The following is a 17,102-nucleotide window of genomic DNA, read 5'->3' as shown; positions in this document are numbered from 1 at the left end:
TGGTCGGCAATTTGGATTGCCGTCAGCGCTCTGCCAATGCTTGGGGTCCGGTCGGTGCCTTGATGGGTGCGGCTGATGAAATAGACGGCAAAATCCGAGCGTCTTTGGAAGCTACCTCAGGTCCATCCCCTCGGGCCAGTTCATTTCAAGGTTCAAGGTGATGTTTGCCTTTTGATCGGGGGCAATATCCATTTCCCAAGCTAGAATTCCGCGTTGGTTGTCCACATTTTCTTCATTTGGGCGCGGATTGGCGTTCCACGTGATTTCCAGATCGTCCTGCTCGGAATATGGAACCCGGTCCAAAAGGCGCAGCGGCCAGGTTTGGTCCGTCAGGTTTTCAATGCTGATTTCAGCCTGTTCGATCCGTTGATTGGACCGCGAAATGATCCCGGTGTCACCGTTGCTGCGGTTCAGGATCTGTCGCGAAAGTGTCAGACCATGGATGGGACCAAATCCCATCTCGATTTCTTCCCGAGGGCCAATTTCCTGCGACCCTCCGGCAGCAACAAGAATATCGTCTACAAACCACCGCGCGGCAGCCGACTCCAGAAGCCTCTGATCCATTGGGTTTGTGAACCGCGCGGTCCGATACGCTGTGTCATCGCGCCAGGGCACGCCAAGCGCAAAAACCTCGGCAGATTGGGTGATCGAGTCCAATGCGACCTCGGTAATCTCATAACCAGTGGAAACCGAGATGAGATTTGGCAAAGTGTATGTGATACCGGTGCCTTCTACTGACGAGGTCAACATCGTGCCTATGGATGTCTCTTCCACTATAACAGGTGCCTCGACAACCGCTTCTGCCAATTTCCCGAAATTTCCCTGTTCTGGTTGCGGCGGCGGTGTTTCGCGTATCCAATGTCGTACTGAAGGCAGCCATGATGCAGCGTTCTGCCCTGTGGGGGCAATGGTCGAAACATGCATCGTAACATCGCGCCAGTTTTCACCGGTGTCCTGCGTGATCAGGATGTTGCGGTCGATCCGAACTGTGGGCGCGTCGCCGGTTGCCAAATGAAACTCGTATCCCGGAGACCATTCTGCGGCATAGGAGTCGATGTAAGACACGGTCAGAGCGCCACTTGTTGCTGTGTCGGCGGTCACGTCGACGGCAACGAATACATGGTCATCAGCTTCGGGGATCAGTGCTGCCAGATCAGCCTGAGCAATCAACAAATCTTCTTCCAGCTGTTCCAGTTGCCGCTCGACACCTCGGGCTTCGATTTCCGCCGATTGGGCTTCTTGCTCGGCGCGCAGAGATTCCTCGGCGATCATGCGGGTGATCTCACGCAGCGTGTTTGGGTCGGCAGGCAGGCCTTCATTCTGTCCCAATTGACCAAGAAACAATAAGGATTGGCGTGCAGCCTCGGCGCGTAAACGGGTGGCTTTTGCCTTGTCAGTGACAGCAGTGATCTGATCTTCGATGGCTTCGATCCGGTCCTCGGCCTGCATTACAGCTTCGCTTTTGCGGTCCTGTACCGGAAGGTTTTCAAAGCGCCGCAGCAACGCGGTTTGTGTCAGACCTTCGGTCAGAACCTGAATTGAAAACAACTGATTTTCGTCACGTGCGGGAATGCCCTGCAAGATCAAACGATGGTTGCCAGCAGGAATTTCGTAGGCCCCTGTGCGGATAATGTCGGCTCCTCTGGGGTAAACCGTGACCTCACTGACTTTGGTGTCGATCAAAAATATTTCAGCATTCAGGACAGTGGGCGCAAGGGCCAGAAGGTAAATCAGGGGTCTCATAATCACTCGCGGAAATCAGGGGCTATCTTCCCGCAAGGGTTGCAGCCCGGATGGTCGACTGCAAGCACAAAAAAGGGCCGCCTGCAAAGGGCGACCCTTAGGGGTTTTCAGCTTTGAAAGCCCTCAGCCCTTTTTCAGGACCTCACGGCCCAGCAGTTCGGCGATCTGAACCGCGTTCAGGGCGGCACCCTTGCGCAGGTTGTCGCTGACGCACCACAGGTTCAGACCGTTTTCGATAGTCGAATCCTGGCGGATGCGGCTGATGAATGTGGCAAAGTCGCCTGCGCATTCGATGGGCGAGACGTAGCCACCCGCTTCGCGCTTGTCGATCACCATGATGCCGGGCGCTTCGCGCAGGATATCGCGGGCTTCGTCTTCGTCCAGAAACTCTTCGAACTCGATATTCACGGCCTCGGAATGGCCGACAAACACCGGCACGCGGACGCAGGTTGCAGTGACCTTGATCGACGGATCGACGATCTTCTTGGTCTCGACAACCATCTTCCACTCTTCCTTGGTCGAGCCGTCTTCCATGAAGACGTCGATCTGCGGAATGACGTTGAAGGCGATCTGTTTCTGGAACTTCTTCGGGGCGACCTCGGTGGTAGGGTTGTAGACGGCCTTGGTCTGATCCCAAAGCTCATCCATGCCCTCTTTGCCGGCACCCGAAACTGACTGATAGGTCGACACAACAACGCGCTTGATCTTGGCGCGGTCATGCAGCGGCTTCAGCGCGACAACCATCTGCGCTGTCGAGCAGTTGGGGTTGGCGATGATGTTCTTGTTCTTGTAGTCGTGGATCGCCTGCGGGTTACATTCCGGCACGATCAGCGGAATGTCCGGGTCATAGCGATAGAGCGACGAGTTGTCGATCACCACACAACCTGCCGCAGCTGCCTTGGGGGCGTAGACTTTGGTCGCCTCGGAACCCACGGCAAACAGCGCCATGTCCCAGCCGGTGAAATCAAACGTGTCCAGATCTTTGGTCGTAAGGGTCTTGTCGCCAAAGCTTACTTCGGTACCCAGCGAGCGACGGCTTGCCAGGGCGGCAAGTTCATCAACCGGGAACTGGCGTTCAGCCAGAATGTTCAGCATTTCGCGGCCCACGTTGCCCGTGGCGCCGACGACTACGACGCGATAGCCCATTTCATGTCTCCAAAGTTAAGGACGCGCGTTCATAGCCGCGTTGCGGCGAAGAAAAAAGGGCTATCAGCGGGGTTTTCAACGACTGATGCTGAATTCAAGCGGTTCAATCGTTCAAAAGTCGTTCATATAGCGCAACCAGCGTCTTTGCTTCGCCCTGAATGTCAAAATTCTGCTCGACATGGGTGCGGGATGCCTGACCCGCTTGTGATAGGGAATCATTGCATTTCAACATCTGGGCAATCGCCTCGACCAAGGCGGGAACATCATCGGCGGTCACCACCTTGCCAAAGGATGGATCAGTAATGATCTCGGAGAACGCACCGACATCTGTGGCTACAACCGGAACACCGCAGGCCATTGCTTCGAGAGGGGTCAAACCAAATCCCTCCCACCTTTGTGGCGCAACAAACAGGTCCAGACCCTGATACCATTCAGCAATCTGATCTACGGTCACCTCGGGCTTGAAAAGGATGCGATCCGACAAGCCAGCCTTTGCGACCTTATCCTTCAGTTCAGCCAGAAATGCGGTGTGTTTCTCGGTTGCCCGGCCCATGACGATGCCTGACACTGTGTCGAACCGCCCGCACACGTCAATCATGGCGTCGACAAAGGCATCCGTGCCTTTTTGGTGTCGAATACGGCCGTAACACCCTAACAGTACCCCATCCGGCAGCCCCAGCCGAGCACGGACGGTGGCCTTGTCTGAAGGCGGAACGAAGTCCTCCAGGTTGATGCCATGCATCACCACCTGCGAGTCTCGCTCAAGATACCCTGCGGTTTTGCGCGAGGTTGCAACGACCGCATCCATCTTTCCGATCAGCCATTTGGTATAGCCGGTGTGCGGCCTTTGGGACGCGCTTGTGAACAGCATTTTGAGCTTTAACCGGAACACATCGCGCAGGATGAGCCCCAGCAACATCTCGGTGTTGCGGCGTGCGTGCCAGACCCGCCTTTTACGACGCGACAGGAAAGGCAGTCGACCCAGTGGGATGTGCGGCGTGTCGGCGGGCAGACCCGGTCCAGTGGCGGCGATGTCGATCCATTGCGCCTGCAGCGGAACCAGCCTTGCGATGGTTGCTGTTACGCCCGAAAGTCTGCGTTTCAGATTTGGGGCTATGACAACGGGGTCTTTCAACGGACTCTCCTGATGGCTGCGTCAATCCACACTATCCCGGCTGAGTAGATAGATCACGCAACCAATGGCAAGGGTGACCGCAAAAAACCCGAATATTGCGGTGTAGGGTGCCGTTGATCCGTCTTGCACGGTGGCTGCGTGAATACGTCCTGTGACGAATTGAGCAATGCCAACGCCGCCGATGCCGAAAAGATTCAGCAATGTCACACCACGCCCCACCAGATGCGGAGGCACGAAGGCCCGACCATGGGCCATGATGACCGGAAAGCTGGCACCGGTAAAGCCGATTACGGCCATCAGCAGGACAGACAGCCATGTTGCATCCTCGATCCACAGGCAGAGCAAGCCCAACGCAGCTGCGCCCAGTGCGTTGCCAGCGAAAACCACCCATTTCCGGGTACCAAAAACGCGGTCCAGCGGTCCGTAAACAAAAGTGCCCGCAATCATAGCCGCACCCATGATCAGCGTTGCAGTACCGATCTGAGTGGCACTTAAGCCAAAGACGTCGTTCAGGTAAGGCCCGGCCCAAAGCCCTCGCAGCGCAGCAGAGGGGGCGTAGGCAACCAGCATCAGAGGCAGGATCAGCCACAGGGCAGGCTCCTTCAGCAGATCCAGCAGGGATCCCTTGTGTTCTGTTTCGACCTTCGCCGGGTCGTGAACTGTCAGCCACAGGCCCAATGCGATTGCGGCGGACACCGTGGCCAGCGCGACCATCGTTGCGCGCCACCCCATCCATTCCACGGCAAGCGCGGTTGGATAAGAAGCCACCAGATTTCCAACGGACCCTGCGCCCAACATCACGGCGGCCAATGTGGCAAACCGCGCCGGGGGGTATTCACGCGCAAAGATATAGTAGGAGGCCATAAGAACCGGAGAGCACCCGACACCGATCAGGCCCATGGCTATGCTGATGTGCAGGGGCGTTGTTGCGGCTGCAAAAACCGCCGCTCCACCTGCCCCGCCCACCAGAAGCAGTGCCGCGGACGTGAGGCGGGGGCCAATCCTGTCCAGCGCCCATCCGACCGGGATCTGCATGACGGCGAATACGATAAACCAAAGACCGGAAGCAAAGGCCAAATCTTCGGGCATGGCACTGATGTCACGTTCCAAATCTAGGCTGAGAACCGCAAGGAAAGCGCGGAAAAATTGGCTGAGCACATAGCCCAGGCATAAAACCACCAAACCTGCCTGCATCTTCAGCCCTTTCCTGCTCGTCCGAGGAAAATGCTTGGCACGCCGTGATGCAACGCACAAGCCTGTGTATTATGTTTCAAAGTCAGGACATGGCTCGCCTTCCGGCTATCTTTGTCAAAACATTGATTCCGAGGGGGAGCATGAAAGACCTCCAGTTCACTTTTTACGAAAACCTTCCCCTGCAGCGCGATTTTACCCGCCTGGCAGACCCCGCACAGTTTTCAAAACTGCCCGATGATTGGGTTCTGGGTGTTGCTGACATTGTCGATTCAACAGGCGAAATCGCGCGGGGCCGGTACAAGACAGTCAATACTGTGGGCGCTGCGGTCATTTCGGCCATGATCAATGCAATGGACGGCGCGCTGTTTCCATATGTCTTTGGCGGCGATGGGGCGGGATTTGCTGTCCCGCCCGGAAAAGCTAAAACCGCCCGGACTACGCTGGCGGATTTGCGGCGCTGGGCAGATGAAGAGTTCTCCATGCCATTACGGGCGGCGCTGGTGTCGGTGGCTGATATTCGCAAAGTGGGTAAGGATCTGCGCGTTGCTCGCTATGCACCCTCTGCCGGAGTGGATTACGCCATGTTTTCCGGCGGTGGTCTGGCCTGGGCCGAGGCCGGGATGAAAGCCGGGCAAAATATGGTCACACCCGCAGGGCCAGGTGCGCAGCCGGATCTGACAGGCCTTTCTTGCAGGTGGTCCAACAGCCCGGCCCGTCACGGTCAAATCGTTTCGTTGGTCGTACAGCCCACACCGTCAGCAACCGAACGGGACTTTGCCGATCTTGCGCAATCCGTCTTGTCCGCGTCGGAAGCGCTTGAGCGTGCTGGCCATCCGGTGTCGGAAAAGGGTCCGCCCATGACATGGCCTCCACCCGGCCTTGACATCGACGCACATGTGTCGCGCAACGGGCGTCATGTGATTTTGCACAAGCTCGTCCTGCTGGTTCAAAACCTGTTGATCGCGGTATTGTTCAAAACTGGCCTGCGGATGGGACGCTTTGAGCCGGACCATTACAGACATATGGTCAGTAGTAATGCCGATTACCGAAAGTTTGATGACGGGCTGAAAATGACGCTCGACTGCGATCCGGACACATTGCGCCAAATCGAACACCTGCTTGAAGAGGCGCGTCGCCGTGGGAAAATCAGATACGGTTTGCACGCACAGGACGAGGCGATGATGACATGTATCGTCCCCTCGGCCACACGGGATGACCATGTGCATTTTGTTGATGGAGCCTCGGGCGGCTATGCGCAGGCCGCTGCGGCCATGCGCACTTGAGTGTCTAGGAAGGTTTCCATTGCGCGGCCAGCGCGCGTGCCGCCTGTGCCAGCAGCATCACATCTATACCGACCGCCAGAAATTGGGCGCCCATGTCCAGATAGGCCTGACGCGCTTCGTCATTGGTGGCAAGGATGCCCGGCGCTTTGCCTGCGGCCTTGATCCGGGCCAGGGCGTCCGCGATGACCGCACGCACCTCGGGTGCGGCGCTGTTGCCCTTGTACCCCATGTCGGTTGACAGATCAGCGGGGCCAATGAAAACGCCATCCACACCTTCGATTTGAAGAATGTCATCCAACGCGGCCACTCCGGCGCGGGTTTCTACCTGCAACAACAGGCAGATTTCCTGATCTGCGGTCTGGATATAGTCGCTTGTCGACCCATACATCGTGGCGCGCGATGCCGCTGCGCCAACACCCCGCACCCCGTCCGGTGGATAGCGGCAGGCACGGACCAGATCCTGCGCCTGCGCGGCGCTTTCGACAATCGGAACCAGTACTGTTTGGGCACCAGCATCCAGAACCATCTTGATCAGCCAGGTCTCTCCAACAGGGACCCGAACAACGGGATGAGATGCGCTACCGGTCAAAGCTGTCAGTTGATCCCGGATCGAGCGGATCTCATTTGGCGCATGTTCACCATCGATCACCAGCCAATCGAAACCCGCGGTTCCCATGATCTCGGCGGTGACGGATTCAGCAAAGCTCATCCAGCAACCAATCTGCTGTTCGCCCTTTATTAGAGCCTGTTTGAACATATTCTTTGGGGCTGACATGCTGAAACCTCATATTTGAGCCGGAGCAGGTGAGAAGGACATGAAATGGACCTCGGTCGCATCATCAACGGTCGTTCCTAATTGTCCAGCCTGAAATCGGCCCGCATAACGTGCGAATACGGGAGTGGGCGCTGCTGCTGCGTGTCGGGTTGCTTGCTTATATCCCGGATTTCGGTGATAATTTTCTTATGACCGACGATCTCCCTCTGACGTCGCGATCTTTGCCCATTGCGCTTTTGCGGGCGCGGGAAAAGGTTATGGGACCCATTCGAGCAATGCTGGCTGACGCTGGTGTCACGGAACAGCAGTGGCGGGTGTTGCGGGTGTTGAATGAAGAAGGCCCGCAAGAGCCGACCCACATCGCCGATCGCGCCTGCCTGTTGCTGCCAAGCCTGACGCGCATTCTGCAAAAGCTGGAGAACCGCGGACTGATCACGCGGCGCAGCCATCCGGCAGACCGACGGCGCCAGGTTGTTGAGATCAGCTCAAAAGGGGTTCAGATCATTCGTGCCAATCTGGCTGCAAGCACAGCCCAGGCGGAACGTATTCGATCTCAGCTTGGACCGGACAAGCATGAGTTACTGCTGGATCTGCTGAACGAGTTGAAGGACCTCGAATCTTGATTATTCTCACTGAATCCGGTGTCGTCGGCAGTGACCCCGCCGGAAACTGTAGGGGGAGTCTCCGACGGGGCGGCCAGACCCGGACTGGTCGTTGGTGCCTGGCCTAAGACCGGTTACGTCAAACCTGACGGTCCGGCCTGTGCTTCGGAGTATCTGAAAAGCCTGTGATGTGGCTCTGAACAGGGTCTTTCGGCCCTTGGGGGAGGGACCTTGCACCTATACTCTCCGAAACTGGTTTAGGCAGTTGCCGACCGGTAAATGGGTCAGCGTATGGTTTGCCGACGTCACTTTGGTGAAATGCTTTACCAAAGCTGCTGTTTTGAATTTTGACTCCGCACCGAAATCGGCGCGGGCCTGACTACCTGAGGATTTTGCCCGGCTTTTGGCTGAGCCAAGAGTTGTTTCGACCTGTTCGTGTACTGGTGAGACCATAAAAACTGATGAAACCAATTTTTGACACGGCGTCAGTCAATCAGGTCAGAATTGAGCCGTTTCACGCTGAAACACCACTTCGAGATTGGCGAAATACAGCGTGTTTTCCGGTCTTGCTGGCGGGTCTGGCAGACGTAATATGGCAGCTACGCAACCTTCAGGGACTATCATGCCAAACAGCCTGTTTTCGCTTCCGGACCCGATCACCATCCCCGTTGTCGGCGCGGCGGCCGGATATCCCATTGGACGGATCTTCTGCGTCGGTCGAAATTATGCCGCCCATGCCGCAGAAATGGGGAATGAGGTGGATCGCGAGGCACCTTTCTACTTCACCAAATCCGCCCCGAACGCCGTACTCTCGGGTGCGACGGTTCCTTATCCTGCCGGGACCCAGAATTACCATCATGAGATGGAATTGGCATTGGCCATTGGAAAGCCCGTGTTTCGCGCCACCAGTGCGCAGGCGTGGGAAGCCGTTTATGCCTATGGCTGCGCCCTGGATATGACGCGTCGTGATCTGCAAATCCGCGAGCGCAACAAGCAGCGGCCCTGGGATCTGGGAAAGGACGTCGAAAACGGAGCGGTCTTTGCCCCGTTGACACCAGCTGCCGACTGGATCCCGGAGGATGACAAACGCATTCAGCTAAGCGTAAACGGAGAGTTGCGCCAGAACGCGACCCTCGAAGAGCTGATCTGGAAGATCGACGAGATTGTCATGCACCTGTCCGGCTTTTACCACCTGCGCCCCGGTGACCTGATTCTGACCGGTACACCGGCTGGTGTTGGTCCGGTCGTTGCGGGGGATGTTCTGACAGGTAAGATTGATGGGCTGGAGCCGGTCAAGTTGACCCTGTCAGACGCAGAATAGACCCTAAATAGGCTCTTTCAGCCAGTCCTTGGCGAACGTCACACGTTCCACACCGGCCAGTCGCCGCACCCGGTCCAGCTCGGCGGTCAGGCGTCGGGTACGGGCATCTGACCAGCGCACCCCGCGCTCGGGCCAGAGCGCTTTGACGTGCAGCAGATCACGATCGCGGTGGGCTTTCATATCGATACGGCCAATCATACGGTCGCCTTCGAGCAGCGGAAAAACGTAGTATCCATAGGTTCGTTTGGCCTCGGGGACGAAAACCTCGATGCGGTAGTGAAAGCCGAACAGCCGCTCGGCCCGGTTGCGGTCGCGCAGCATGGGGTCAAACGGGCTGAGCACGCGAATGCGGCCTGGTCGTTGCGGTACTTCGGTCGTCAGGTCTGGGCGGGCGTATGTCTTGCGCAAGCGCCCATCGGCACAGGTAACCTCGATTTCTTCAATGTCGCCACTTTCCAGTGCCGCTGCGCACCAGTCTTTTGCCTCAGCCGCGCTGACGGTGTCCCAGAAAGCCGCCAACTCTCCGGATGTTGCAAACCCCAGCCGGTCCAATGCGGCGTTGCACAGCCAATCCACGGTCGCTTCGGCATCACAGGGCGTGTTGCCGGGGCAGAGATGTGATTCAATCACGCGCTCTGTCAGATCATAGCGTTTCTGGAACCCATCCCGACCGACGACAGTGAGGGCACCCGAGCGCCACAGATACTCCAACGCGGTTTTCGATGGGTGCCAGTCCCACCACCCGCCCGAGCCCTTCTTTTCATCCTTGCCAACATCCGAGGACGACACCGCCCCATGGTCGCGGATGTGTTGCAGCACTGTGTCAAACTGCTGTTCGAACCCATCCCGCCGCCAATTCTTCCACCGCGCCTTCAACATATCCGCATCCCGCTGAAAGCGCAGATGCCAATGCTGATAGAACTCCATCGGAATGACCGCCGCGTCATGCGTCCAGTGCTCGAATAGCGCATTGTCCCTTTCATAAAGCCTTTTAAGATTGGCGCTGCGATAGGCGGGCCGGCGAGAGAACAGGATCATGTCATGGGCACGGGCAACGGTGTTGATGCTGTCAAGCTGAACGAACCCAAGCCGGTGGATCAGGTCCAGAAGCGCGGAACCTTTGGCCGAGCCCGAGGGTTGTTCACCCAACGCGTGTCGGTCCATGAAGGTGGCCCGTGCCGTCCGGTTGTCGAGCCTTTTCAGGGATGTGTTCATCGCCGTTTCAGCGTGTCACCATAACTGATCGTGGGGGTCAGAGTAACGCGTGTCTCGATCTCGGTATCAGGATTTTCCAGACGTTCGGCGATGATCTGGGCAGCTTGACGGCCGATTTCCAGACGACAGGCATCCATCGTAGCGAGTTTTCGGGGAAGGCCCTGCAAAAGCTCGACATTGTTAAAGCCTGCTAGGCCAATCTGTCCCGGAATATCGATACCCTGTTCCAACAGGTACAGCAGACCACCGGCCCCGATCATATCGTTCGAGTAATACAGAAAATCCAGCTCGGGCGAGCGTTCCAGCATGGCCTGGGTCATTTCGCGCCCTTTGGCCAGGGCTGATCCACCGGAATAGAACTCGCGATCCTCGATCTCGATCCCGTGCTTGCCAAGAACTTCGGTAAAGCCTTCGAACCGCTTCCGTGCGCGGTGATCCAGTGGCATCTTGGTGCCCATGAAACCGATATGCTGATATCCGGCCTTCAGGATTGCCTGCGCCATCTCGCGCCCCGCGCGGCGGTGTGAAATCCCCACCATCGCATCCACCGGCTTGCCATCCGTGTCCATGATCTCGACCACCGGAATACCCGCCGAATCCAGCATGGCGCGCGCGGCTTCGGTATGTTCAAGCCCCGCAATGATCACGCCAGAGGGCCGCCACGAGAGCATCTCGTACAGCACTTTTTCCTCTTTCTCGGGCAGATAATCGGTTACCCCGACCACGGGTTGCAATTCGGTGTCTTCCAACACCTGGTTAATGCCTGTCATCACCTCGGGGAAGACCATGTTCGAAAGTGAAGGGATGATCACCGCGATCAGATTAACCCGGCTGGACGCCAATGCGCCCGCGATCTTGTTGGGGACATAGCCAAGCTCTTTGGCGGCGGCCAGAACGCGGGTGCGGGTGGCGTCAGACACATCCCCCCGGTTACGCAGAACCCGGCTTACCGTCATCTCGGATACTCCGGAAGCCTCGGACACATCACGAAGGGTAAGCGGGCGTTTGGTTTCACTGTTCACGGGAGGCACCTGCGTTGTTATTTTGTCCGATGGTAGCGTGATCAGGTCGGCGTGTACAACAATTGTGCAAAGGCGATGACAACCCGGAAAATCCCGGTTACAGAGAGCCTGGCACGGCCCCGTGGCTCAACTGGATAGAGCAGCCCCCTCCTAAGGGGCAGGTTGCAGGTTCGAATCCTGCCGGGGTCACCAAAAATACAGGATAATATATCGGATACCGGGATTCAGCGGCCAGCGGTGTCGTCATGGTTTACTGAACATTGCGAAGGCATATGCCGAAACATGTAAAATTCGCGCCATTCGATTTTCTATAACCTTGCGCAGCCCCGCCGATCAGATCGCCACCAATCATGGCGAGGGCGATTCAGTCAATGAAGTATCGTTCAAAAACGGTCACATCAGTGCGTCGGAGGTTTGGTCCGTCAGTTGGCCTGAAGTCAGCGCAGCAAGGGCCAACATCACGGACGCGGTGCCGAGGACCATTGGCAATCCTCCGATCTGATAAGTCAGGCCGGACAGAACCGTGCCGATCAGCCGGCCTGTTGCATTTGCCATGTAATAAAATCCGACATCCATTGTCACACGTTCGGACCGGGTGAAAGCCAGGATCAGATAGGAATGCAGCGATGAATTCACCGCAAATATTGCTCCGAAGATCAGCAGCCCAACCACAAGCGTTTTGGTCAGCCAGGTTTCAGGCCCATTTGACAGCGATACGGCCAATGTTAGAGCCGCAGGAACGCAGAAAAGGGCAATCGCCCAATTACGTGCCGCGCGGATCAAATCGCCTTCGATTCGATCCGCCGCACGAAGGATCTTTGGCGCGTAGGCCTGCACTGCGCCATAGAGGATGACCCACAGCGCCATGAATGTTCCGATCATGAAGAACGCGGCACGGTTGCCGTCGTCGGTGCCATCCGACAGGACGGTGTAGAAATAGATCGGAATGCCGACCACGAACCAGACATCGCGCGCACCGAACAGAAAGACGCGCGCTGCGGATAACCAGTTCACATTGGCGGATTTAGACAATACTTCCGAGAACTTTGCCCCTTTTCGCCCCTTCGGCAGGCCAGCTGGCATGAATAGGATAACTGCAAACAGGATCAGTGCCAAAACCGCCGCCATGACCAGGATTGCCGCCATGAATCCCAACTTGGCCAGCATGGCCGCGCCCAACAGGAAACCCAGCCCTTTGACGGCGTTTTTTGATCCGGTCAGCACCGCGACCCACCGAAACAGCCCTCCGCCCTCGGCCGGGGCCAGTAATTTGACTGATGATTTCGACGACATCTTGGCCAGATCCTTGGCCACTCCGCTTGCCCCCTGCACCATCATCACAAAGCTGACTGAGGCGGTAACGGTCCAGTGCGGATCAAGCTGCGTCATGGCAAGCAACGCCACCACCTGCAGCCCCAATCCTGCATAAAGGGTGGACGTCAACCCGAACCGGGCGGCAATCCAGCCTGCGGCCAGGTTGGTGACGATCCCAGCAATCTCGTAAAGCACAAACAGATAGGCCAGCTGAACAGGTGAGAATCCCATGGTGTGAAAGTGCAGCAGCACCAGCATCCTGAGCGCCCCGTCGGTCAGCATGAAGGCCCAATAGGCCGCCGTGACCGCGATATAAGCCGACAGTCCTTCGGGCCGCTGGGTCACAGCGAGGACCCAACCATCAGCGCCACATCCACCAAGCGGTGCGCATAGCCCATCTCATTGTCGTACCACGCATAGATTTTCACCTGCGTCCCGTTTATCACCATGGTCGAAGGCGCATCGACAATCGAGGAGCGTTTGTCATTGGTGTAATCGGTGGATACCAGTGGGCGGGTCTCATAACCCAGAATACCCTTCAGATCACCCTCAGCCGCGGCTTTGAAGAGGGCGTTGACCTCATCAACCGTGGTGGACCGCTCAACTTCGAATACGCAATCGGTCAGCGAGGCGTTCAAAAGCGGCACCCTGACGGCGTGACCATTCAGACGCCCCTTGAGTTCGGGATAGATCAGAGTGATGGCCGTGGCCGAGCCGGTCGTGGTCGGGATCAGTGAGTTGAGGGCCGACCGTGCGCGCCGCAAGTCTTTTGCGGGCCGATCAACGATCGTTTGCGTGTTGGTCACGTCATGGATCGTGGTCATCGACCCATGGCGGATACCCAGATTCTCGTGGATCACCTTGACCACCGGCGCCAGGCAATTCGTTGTGCAAGAGGCCGCTGTCACAATTTTATGGGTCGCGGGGTCGTATGTGCCGTCATTCACACCGACAACGATATTGGCCGTCGGGCCGTCTTTGACCGGGGCCGAGACGACGACCTTCTTCACCCCGGCATCAAAATACGGGGCCAGCTTGGCCTCGGTCTTGAACACGCCCGTACAGTCGATCACGACGTCGACGCCGTCCAGCGGTAGGGTGTTCTGGTCTTTCGTGCCGATGAACGGCAGGTGGGTTCCATTCACAGTGATGCTGTCGGCATCAAAGCTGAATTCTGCATCCCATCGCCCATGCACGGTGTCGAACTCCAACAGATGCGCGTGCATCTGGGGGTCGCCGACGGCATCGTTGATCCAGGCAATCTTTGCCCCCTGTTCCAAGAGTGGCTTCAGGGCCAGTTTCCCCATTCGGCCAAGGCCGTTCAAAGCGTAAGTCGTCATGGTGCATCCTCAAGTGGCGATCGCGCGATTTCATCAACGGCGGATTGCAGTGCGATCCGGTCCAGGCTTTCAACCGGCAGCGATGTAAAGGCTTGAATCCGACGCTTCAGCGCGCCGTACGCGTTTTGAAAGGCCAGGCTTTTCTCGGCATCGGAGCCTTCTGTCTTGACTGGATCCGCTATGCCCCAGTGACCGCTGATCGGCTGGCCTTCCCAGGCGGGACATTCTTCGTTTGCAGCCTGATTGCAGACCGTAAAAACGAAATCCATTTCAGGCGCGCCCGACCCCGAGAACTCGGATACATTCTTTGAGCGGAGCGCCGAAGTATCGTGCCCCTTGTCTTGCAGAACCCGAATTGCAAACGGGTTGAGTTCGGAAAACGGTCGTATGCCGGCCGAATACACATTGAACCGATCCCCGCCGATATCCCGCAAAAGGGATTCGGCAAAGATCGACCGGGCAGAATTACCCACGCAAATGAACAACACATTGAACTTTCGGTCGGCCATGGGCTCGCGTCCTTTCGCCAAGGGCACGCAAAGATCGGGTCGGCCGCGACAGCAATCCATGAGCAGGAAATCGAACATGTGCTGCACGTTCTTCATCTCAATCGAATAGAGCAGTGACGTCCCGGAGCGTTCCTGCTTGACCAGCCCAGACCGCTGCAACGAGTTGAGATAGTTCGATAAGGTGCTGGGTTTGATCCCCAATTCCGACGCCATTTCGCCCGCCGGAACAGTGTCGGGGTACCTTCGCATCAACATGCGAAAAACGGTGATACGTTGTGGGTGGCCAAGGATGGCCAGCTGGTTGGTTATCTTTTCAGCCATATTTCATGAAATATGGAATTATAGGTATGAAGTCAAAACGCCTTTTGCGTAGTTACAAAAATTTCACAAACTGGAAGCTCGCCCCATTAGATTTATCATTGGCCCAATACCTCGACGACAACATCTTGTGAAAAGAGAGGAAAGGCCCGAACGGACACAACTGGTCTTGCAGGCTTCAGGCTGACAGTTTAAATGAGCCATCTCATCCGGAAGAGACCAGTTTCGGATGACTCAAGGCGCCGCTGTAGCTCAGCTGGTAGAGCACGTCATTCGTAATGATGGGGTCGGGGGTTCGAGTCCCTTCAGCGGCACCACAAGTTTCAGTATCCACGCTTTGATGCAAACCCTTCGACTTCCGGTCGGGCCCGCTTCAATGCGGAGAATCGTGTTATGATGTTGGCAAGCACTGCGTTTTCTATCACCGCACCATATCGTCTGGTCGACCAAGTATCGCTATAAGGTGCTGACCGGTGCGGTGCGCCTGCGGGTGCGCGCCATCGTCCGTCAGGTCTGCCACGAGAACGAGGTCGACATCTTGCGCGGGGTGTTGTCGAGCGATCCCGTGCATTTGTTCGTGTCGGTGCCGCCGAAGATTGCCATCTCGGGTCTGGTGCGCAAGATGAAGGGCCGTTCGTCTCACAAGGTGCAACGGGAAATTCCCGCGCTACGCAGCCGCTACTATGGACGCCGGTTCTGGGGCAGGGGGTATTTCTCAACCACCAACGGCGCCATCACCGAGAACATCGTGCTGCAATACCTCGAAAACCATATCGCCGATCCTGCCGACGCCAGTCTGTAGTCGTTTAGTCCCGGCATCATATGAATTGAGGATAAGTGTTTGATATTGTGCCTTGGCTTAGACAATCACCTCGATCGCCTCCTGAGCGCCAACGCCAAACACCCGCTTATAGCGTTCGATCTGGTCCTTCGGGCCCATCGCCTTTTCCGGGTTGTCCGAAAGCTTTACCGTCGGGCGTCCATTGGCGGATACGGCTTTGCAGACCAATGAGAACGGTGCCAGCGAGTCATTTGGAACCAGACCGCGGAAATCGTTGGTCAGCAAGGTACCCCAGCCAAAGGATACTTTGGTGCGGTCAGCAAACTGCGCATGCAATTCCTGGATTTTGTCCACATCCAACCCGTCCGAGAAAATGATCCGTTTCTGGGTCGGGTCTTCACCGCGCGCTTTCCACCAGTCGATGGCCACCTCGGCGGCGGTGGCCGGATCACCGCTGTCGATGCGAATACCGGTCCAGCCCGCCAGCCAGTCGGGTGCGTTGTCCAGAAAGCCCTTGGTGCCGTAGGTATCGGGCAAAATGATGCGCAGATTGCCGTCATGTTCGTCATGCCAATCGCTGAGAACGTCATAAGGGGCCTGCGCCAGTTCGGCATCGGTGTCGGCCAGCGCGGAATAGACCATCGGCAGCTCATGCGCGTTGGTGCCGATGGCCTCAACCTCACGCCGCATCGCGATCAGGCAGTTTGAGGTTCCGGTAAACGCGGGGCCAAGCCCTTCGATCATTGCCTGCACGCACCAGTCCTGCCACAGGAAGGAATGCCGTCGTCGTGTGCCGAAATCGGCAATCCCAAGACCGTTGATCGTGCTCAGCTTTTCGATCTTTTCCCATACGCGGGTCATCGCGCGGGCATATAGCACCTGTAGCGCAAACCGGCGCATGTCGTTCAGCACCGCACGCGATCGCAGTTCCATCAGCACCGCCAGCGCCGGAATTTCCCACAACATGACCTCGTGCCATTTACCTTCGAAGGTCAGTTCATACTGATCGCCTTTGCGTTCAAGGTGGTAGGGCGGCAGGCGCATATTCTCGAACCATTCCATGAAATCGGAACGGAACATCTGGCGTTTTCCATAGAACATGTTGCCCCGTAGCCAGGTGCTTTCCCCCCGGCTGAGACTAAGCGAGCGGATATGATCCAGCTGTTCCCGCAGCTCGCCTTCATCGATCAAACGGGCCAAAGGCACGTGATTCGACCGGTTGATCAGGGAAAACACCACATTTGTTTGGGGCTTGTTTCGAAACACTGACTGGCACATCAGCAGTTTGTAGAAGTCTGTGTCGATTAAAGACCGGACAATCGGGTCAATCTTCCATTTATGATTGTAGACGCGGGTCGCGATGTCGACCATGGGGAACTCCTGCGATTTCCGTAGTTAGATCAA

General features: G+C 57.0%; 14 protein-coding genes, 2 tRNA genes and 1 pseudogene. 6 read left to right on the top strand and 11 right to left on the bottom strand.

Annotated elements, in window-relative coordinates:
- Positions 1–111 precede the first annotated feature (111 nt).
- From ACR0LL_RS11900 to ACR0LL_RS11885, 4 genes are all read right to left on the bottom strand, one after another.
- Positions 112–1,743 carry a DUF4139 domain-containing protein gene (locus ACR0LL_RS11900; protein ID WP_480586903.1) on the bottom strand — a complete coding sequence of 544 codons (1,632 nt, stop codon included), beginning with the start codon at positions 1,741–1,743 and terminating at the stop codon, positions 112–114.
- Between the two features lie 123 nt (positions 1,744–1,866).
- Positions 1,867–2,889 (bottom strand): aspartate-semialdehyde dehydrogenase, encoded by a 1,023-nt coding sequence (locus ACR0LL_RS11895; RefSeq protein WP_267367255.1) that lies wholly within the window; start codon positions 2,887–2,889, stop codon positions 1,867–1,869.
- A gap of 103 nt (positions 2,890–2,992) precedes the next feature.
- Complete coding sequence (locus tag ACR0LL_RS11890; RefSeq protein WP_480586900.1) at positions 2,993–4,024, bottom strand: glycosyltransferase family 4 protein; 1,032 nt, start codon at positions 4,022–4,024, stop codon at positions 2,993–2,995.
- 21 nt (positions 4,025–4,045) lie between these two features.
- Entirely contained in the window at positions 4,046–5,218 is a 1,173-nt protein-coding gene (locus ACR0LL_RS11885) for an MFS transporter (protein ID WP_480586898.1), read from the bottom strand.
- A 140-nt stretch (positions 5,219–5,358) separates the two neighbouring features.
- Between ACR0LL_RS11885 and ACR0LL_RS11880 the strand changes: the two genes are divergently transcribed.
- Positions 5,359–6,501, top strand: a complete 1,143-nt coding sequence (locus ACR0LL_RS11880; RefSeq protein WP_480586896.1) for a DUF3095 domain-containing protein — start codon at positions 5,359–5,361, stop codon at positions 6,499–6,501.
- A gap of 4 nt (positions 6,502–6,505) precedes the next feature.
- On the opposite strand, the gene ACR0LL_RS11875 is transcribed toward ACR0LL_RS11880, so the two are convergent.
- Entirely contained in the window at positions 6,506–7,276 is a 771-nt protein-coding gene (locus tag ACR0LL_RS11875) for an HpcH/HpaI aldolase family protein (RefSeq protein ID WP_480586893.1), read from the bottom strand.
- A gap of 188 nt (positions 7,277–7,464) precedes the next feature.
- Between ACR0LL_RS11875 and hpaR the strand changes: the two genes are divergently transcribed.
- Together hpaR and ACR0LL_RS11865 are read left to right on the top strand one after the other, a co-directional pair.
- Positions 7,465–7,899: a homoprotocatechuate degradation operon regulator HpaR gene (hpaR, locus tag ACR0LL_RS11870; protein WP_480586891.1), complete on the top strand. Its 435-nt coding sequence runs from the start codon at positions 7,465–7,467 to the stop codon at positions 7,897–7,899.
- Between the two features lie 601 nt (positions 7,900–8,500).
- Positions 8,501–9,199: a fumarylacetoacetate hydrolase family protein gene (locus ACR0LL_RS11865; RefSeq protein ID WP_480586889.1), complete on the top strand. Its 699-nt coding sequence runs from the start codon at positions 8,501–8,503 to the stop codon at positions 9,197–9,199.
- A 3-nt stretch (positions 9,200–9,202) separates the two neighbouring features.
- Here the strand turns inward: ACR0LL_RS11865 and ACR0LL_RS11860 are convergent, their stop codons facing one another.
- Together ACR0LL_RS11860 and ACR0LL_RS11855 are read right to left on the bottom strand one after the other, a co-directional pair.
- Positions 9,203–10,414 carry a winged helix-turn-helix domain-containing protein gene (locus tag ACR0LL_RS11860; protein WP_480586887.1) on the bottom strand — a complete coding sequence of 404 codons (1,212 nt, stop codon included), beginning with the start codon at positions 10,412–10,414 and terminating at the stop codon, positions 9,203–9,205.
- Positions 10,411–11,436, bottom strand: coding sequence for a LacI family DNA-binding transcriptional regulator (locus ACR0LL_RS11855; RefSeq protein ID WP_267366879.1), 1,026 nt, complete (start codon positions 11,434–11,436; stop codon positions 10,411–10,413). Before ACR0LL_RS11855 ends, ACR0LL_RS11860 begins: the two co-directional genes overlap by 4 nt.
- A gap of 115 nt (positions 11,437–11,551) precedes the next feature.
- On the opposite strand from ACR0LL_RS11855, the gene ACR0LL_RS11850 reads away from it, so the two are divergent.
- A tRNA-Arg gene (locus ACR0LL_RS11850) sits at positions 11,552–11,628 on the top strand.
- A gap of 201 nt (positions 11,629–11,829) precedes the next feature.
- On the opposite strand, the gene arsJ is transcribed toward ACR0LL_RS11850, so the two are convergent.
- The 3 genes from arsJ to ACR0LL_RS11835 are packed head-to-tail and all read right to left on the bottom strand — an operon-like array spanning position 11,830 to position 14,920.
- Positions 11,830–13,095 carry an organoarsenical effux MFS transporter ArsJ gene (gene arsJ / locus ACR0LL_RS11845; RefSeq protein ID WP_480586885.1) on the bottom strand — a complete coding sequence of 422 codons (1,266 nt, stop codon included), beginning with the start codon at positions 13,093–13,095 and terminating at the stop codon, positions 11,830–11,832.
- A complete protein-coding gene (locus tag ACR0LL_RS11840) occupies positions 13,092–14,090 on the bottom strand; it encodes an ArsJ-associated glyceraldehyde-3-phosphate dehydrogenase (RefSeq protein ID WP_480586882.1) in 999 nt (332 codons plus the stop codon). Before ACR0LL_RS11840 ends, arsJ begins: the two co-directional genes overlap by 4 nt.
- Entirely contained in the window at positions 14,087–14,920 is an 834-nt protein-coding gene (locus tag ACR0LL_RS11835) for an arsenate reductase/protein-tyrosine-phosphatase family protein (protein WP_480586879.1), read from the bottom strand. The genes ACR0LL_RS11840 and ACR0LL_RS11835 overlap by 4 nt, the downstream gene beginning before the upstream one ends.
- Positions 14,921–15,158: 238 nt before the next feature.
- Here ACR0LL_RS11835 and ACR0LL_RS11830 point away from each other — a divergent pair.
- Positions 15,159–15,234 (top strand) — tRNA-Thr (locus ACR0LL_RS11830).
- Between the two features lie 75 nt (positions 15,235–15,309).
- Positions 15,310–15,719, top strand: a pseudogene (gene tnpA / locus ACR0LL_RS11825) (IS200/IS605 family transposase); the annotation flags it as partial.
- Positions 15,720–15,776: 57 nt separating this feature from the next.
- Here tnpA and pncB read toward each other — a convergent pair.
- Positions 15,777–17,069, bottom strand: coding sequence for a nicotinate phosphoribosyltransferase (gene pncB / locus ACR0LL_RS11820; protein ID WP_480484546.1), 1,293 nt, complete (start codon positions 17,067–17,069; stop codon positions 15,777–15,779).
- Positions 17,070–17,102 lie beyond the last annotated feature (33 nt).

The organism is Ruegeria sp. AI2 (genome assembly GCF_056541275.1).
The sequence above is the reverse complement of the archived record's forward strand: the minus strand, read 5'-3'. Positions and strand labels throughout refer to the sequence as shown.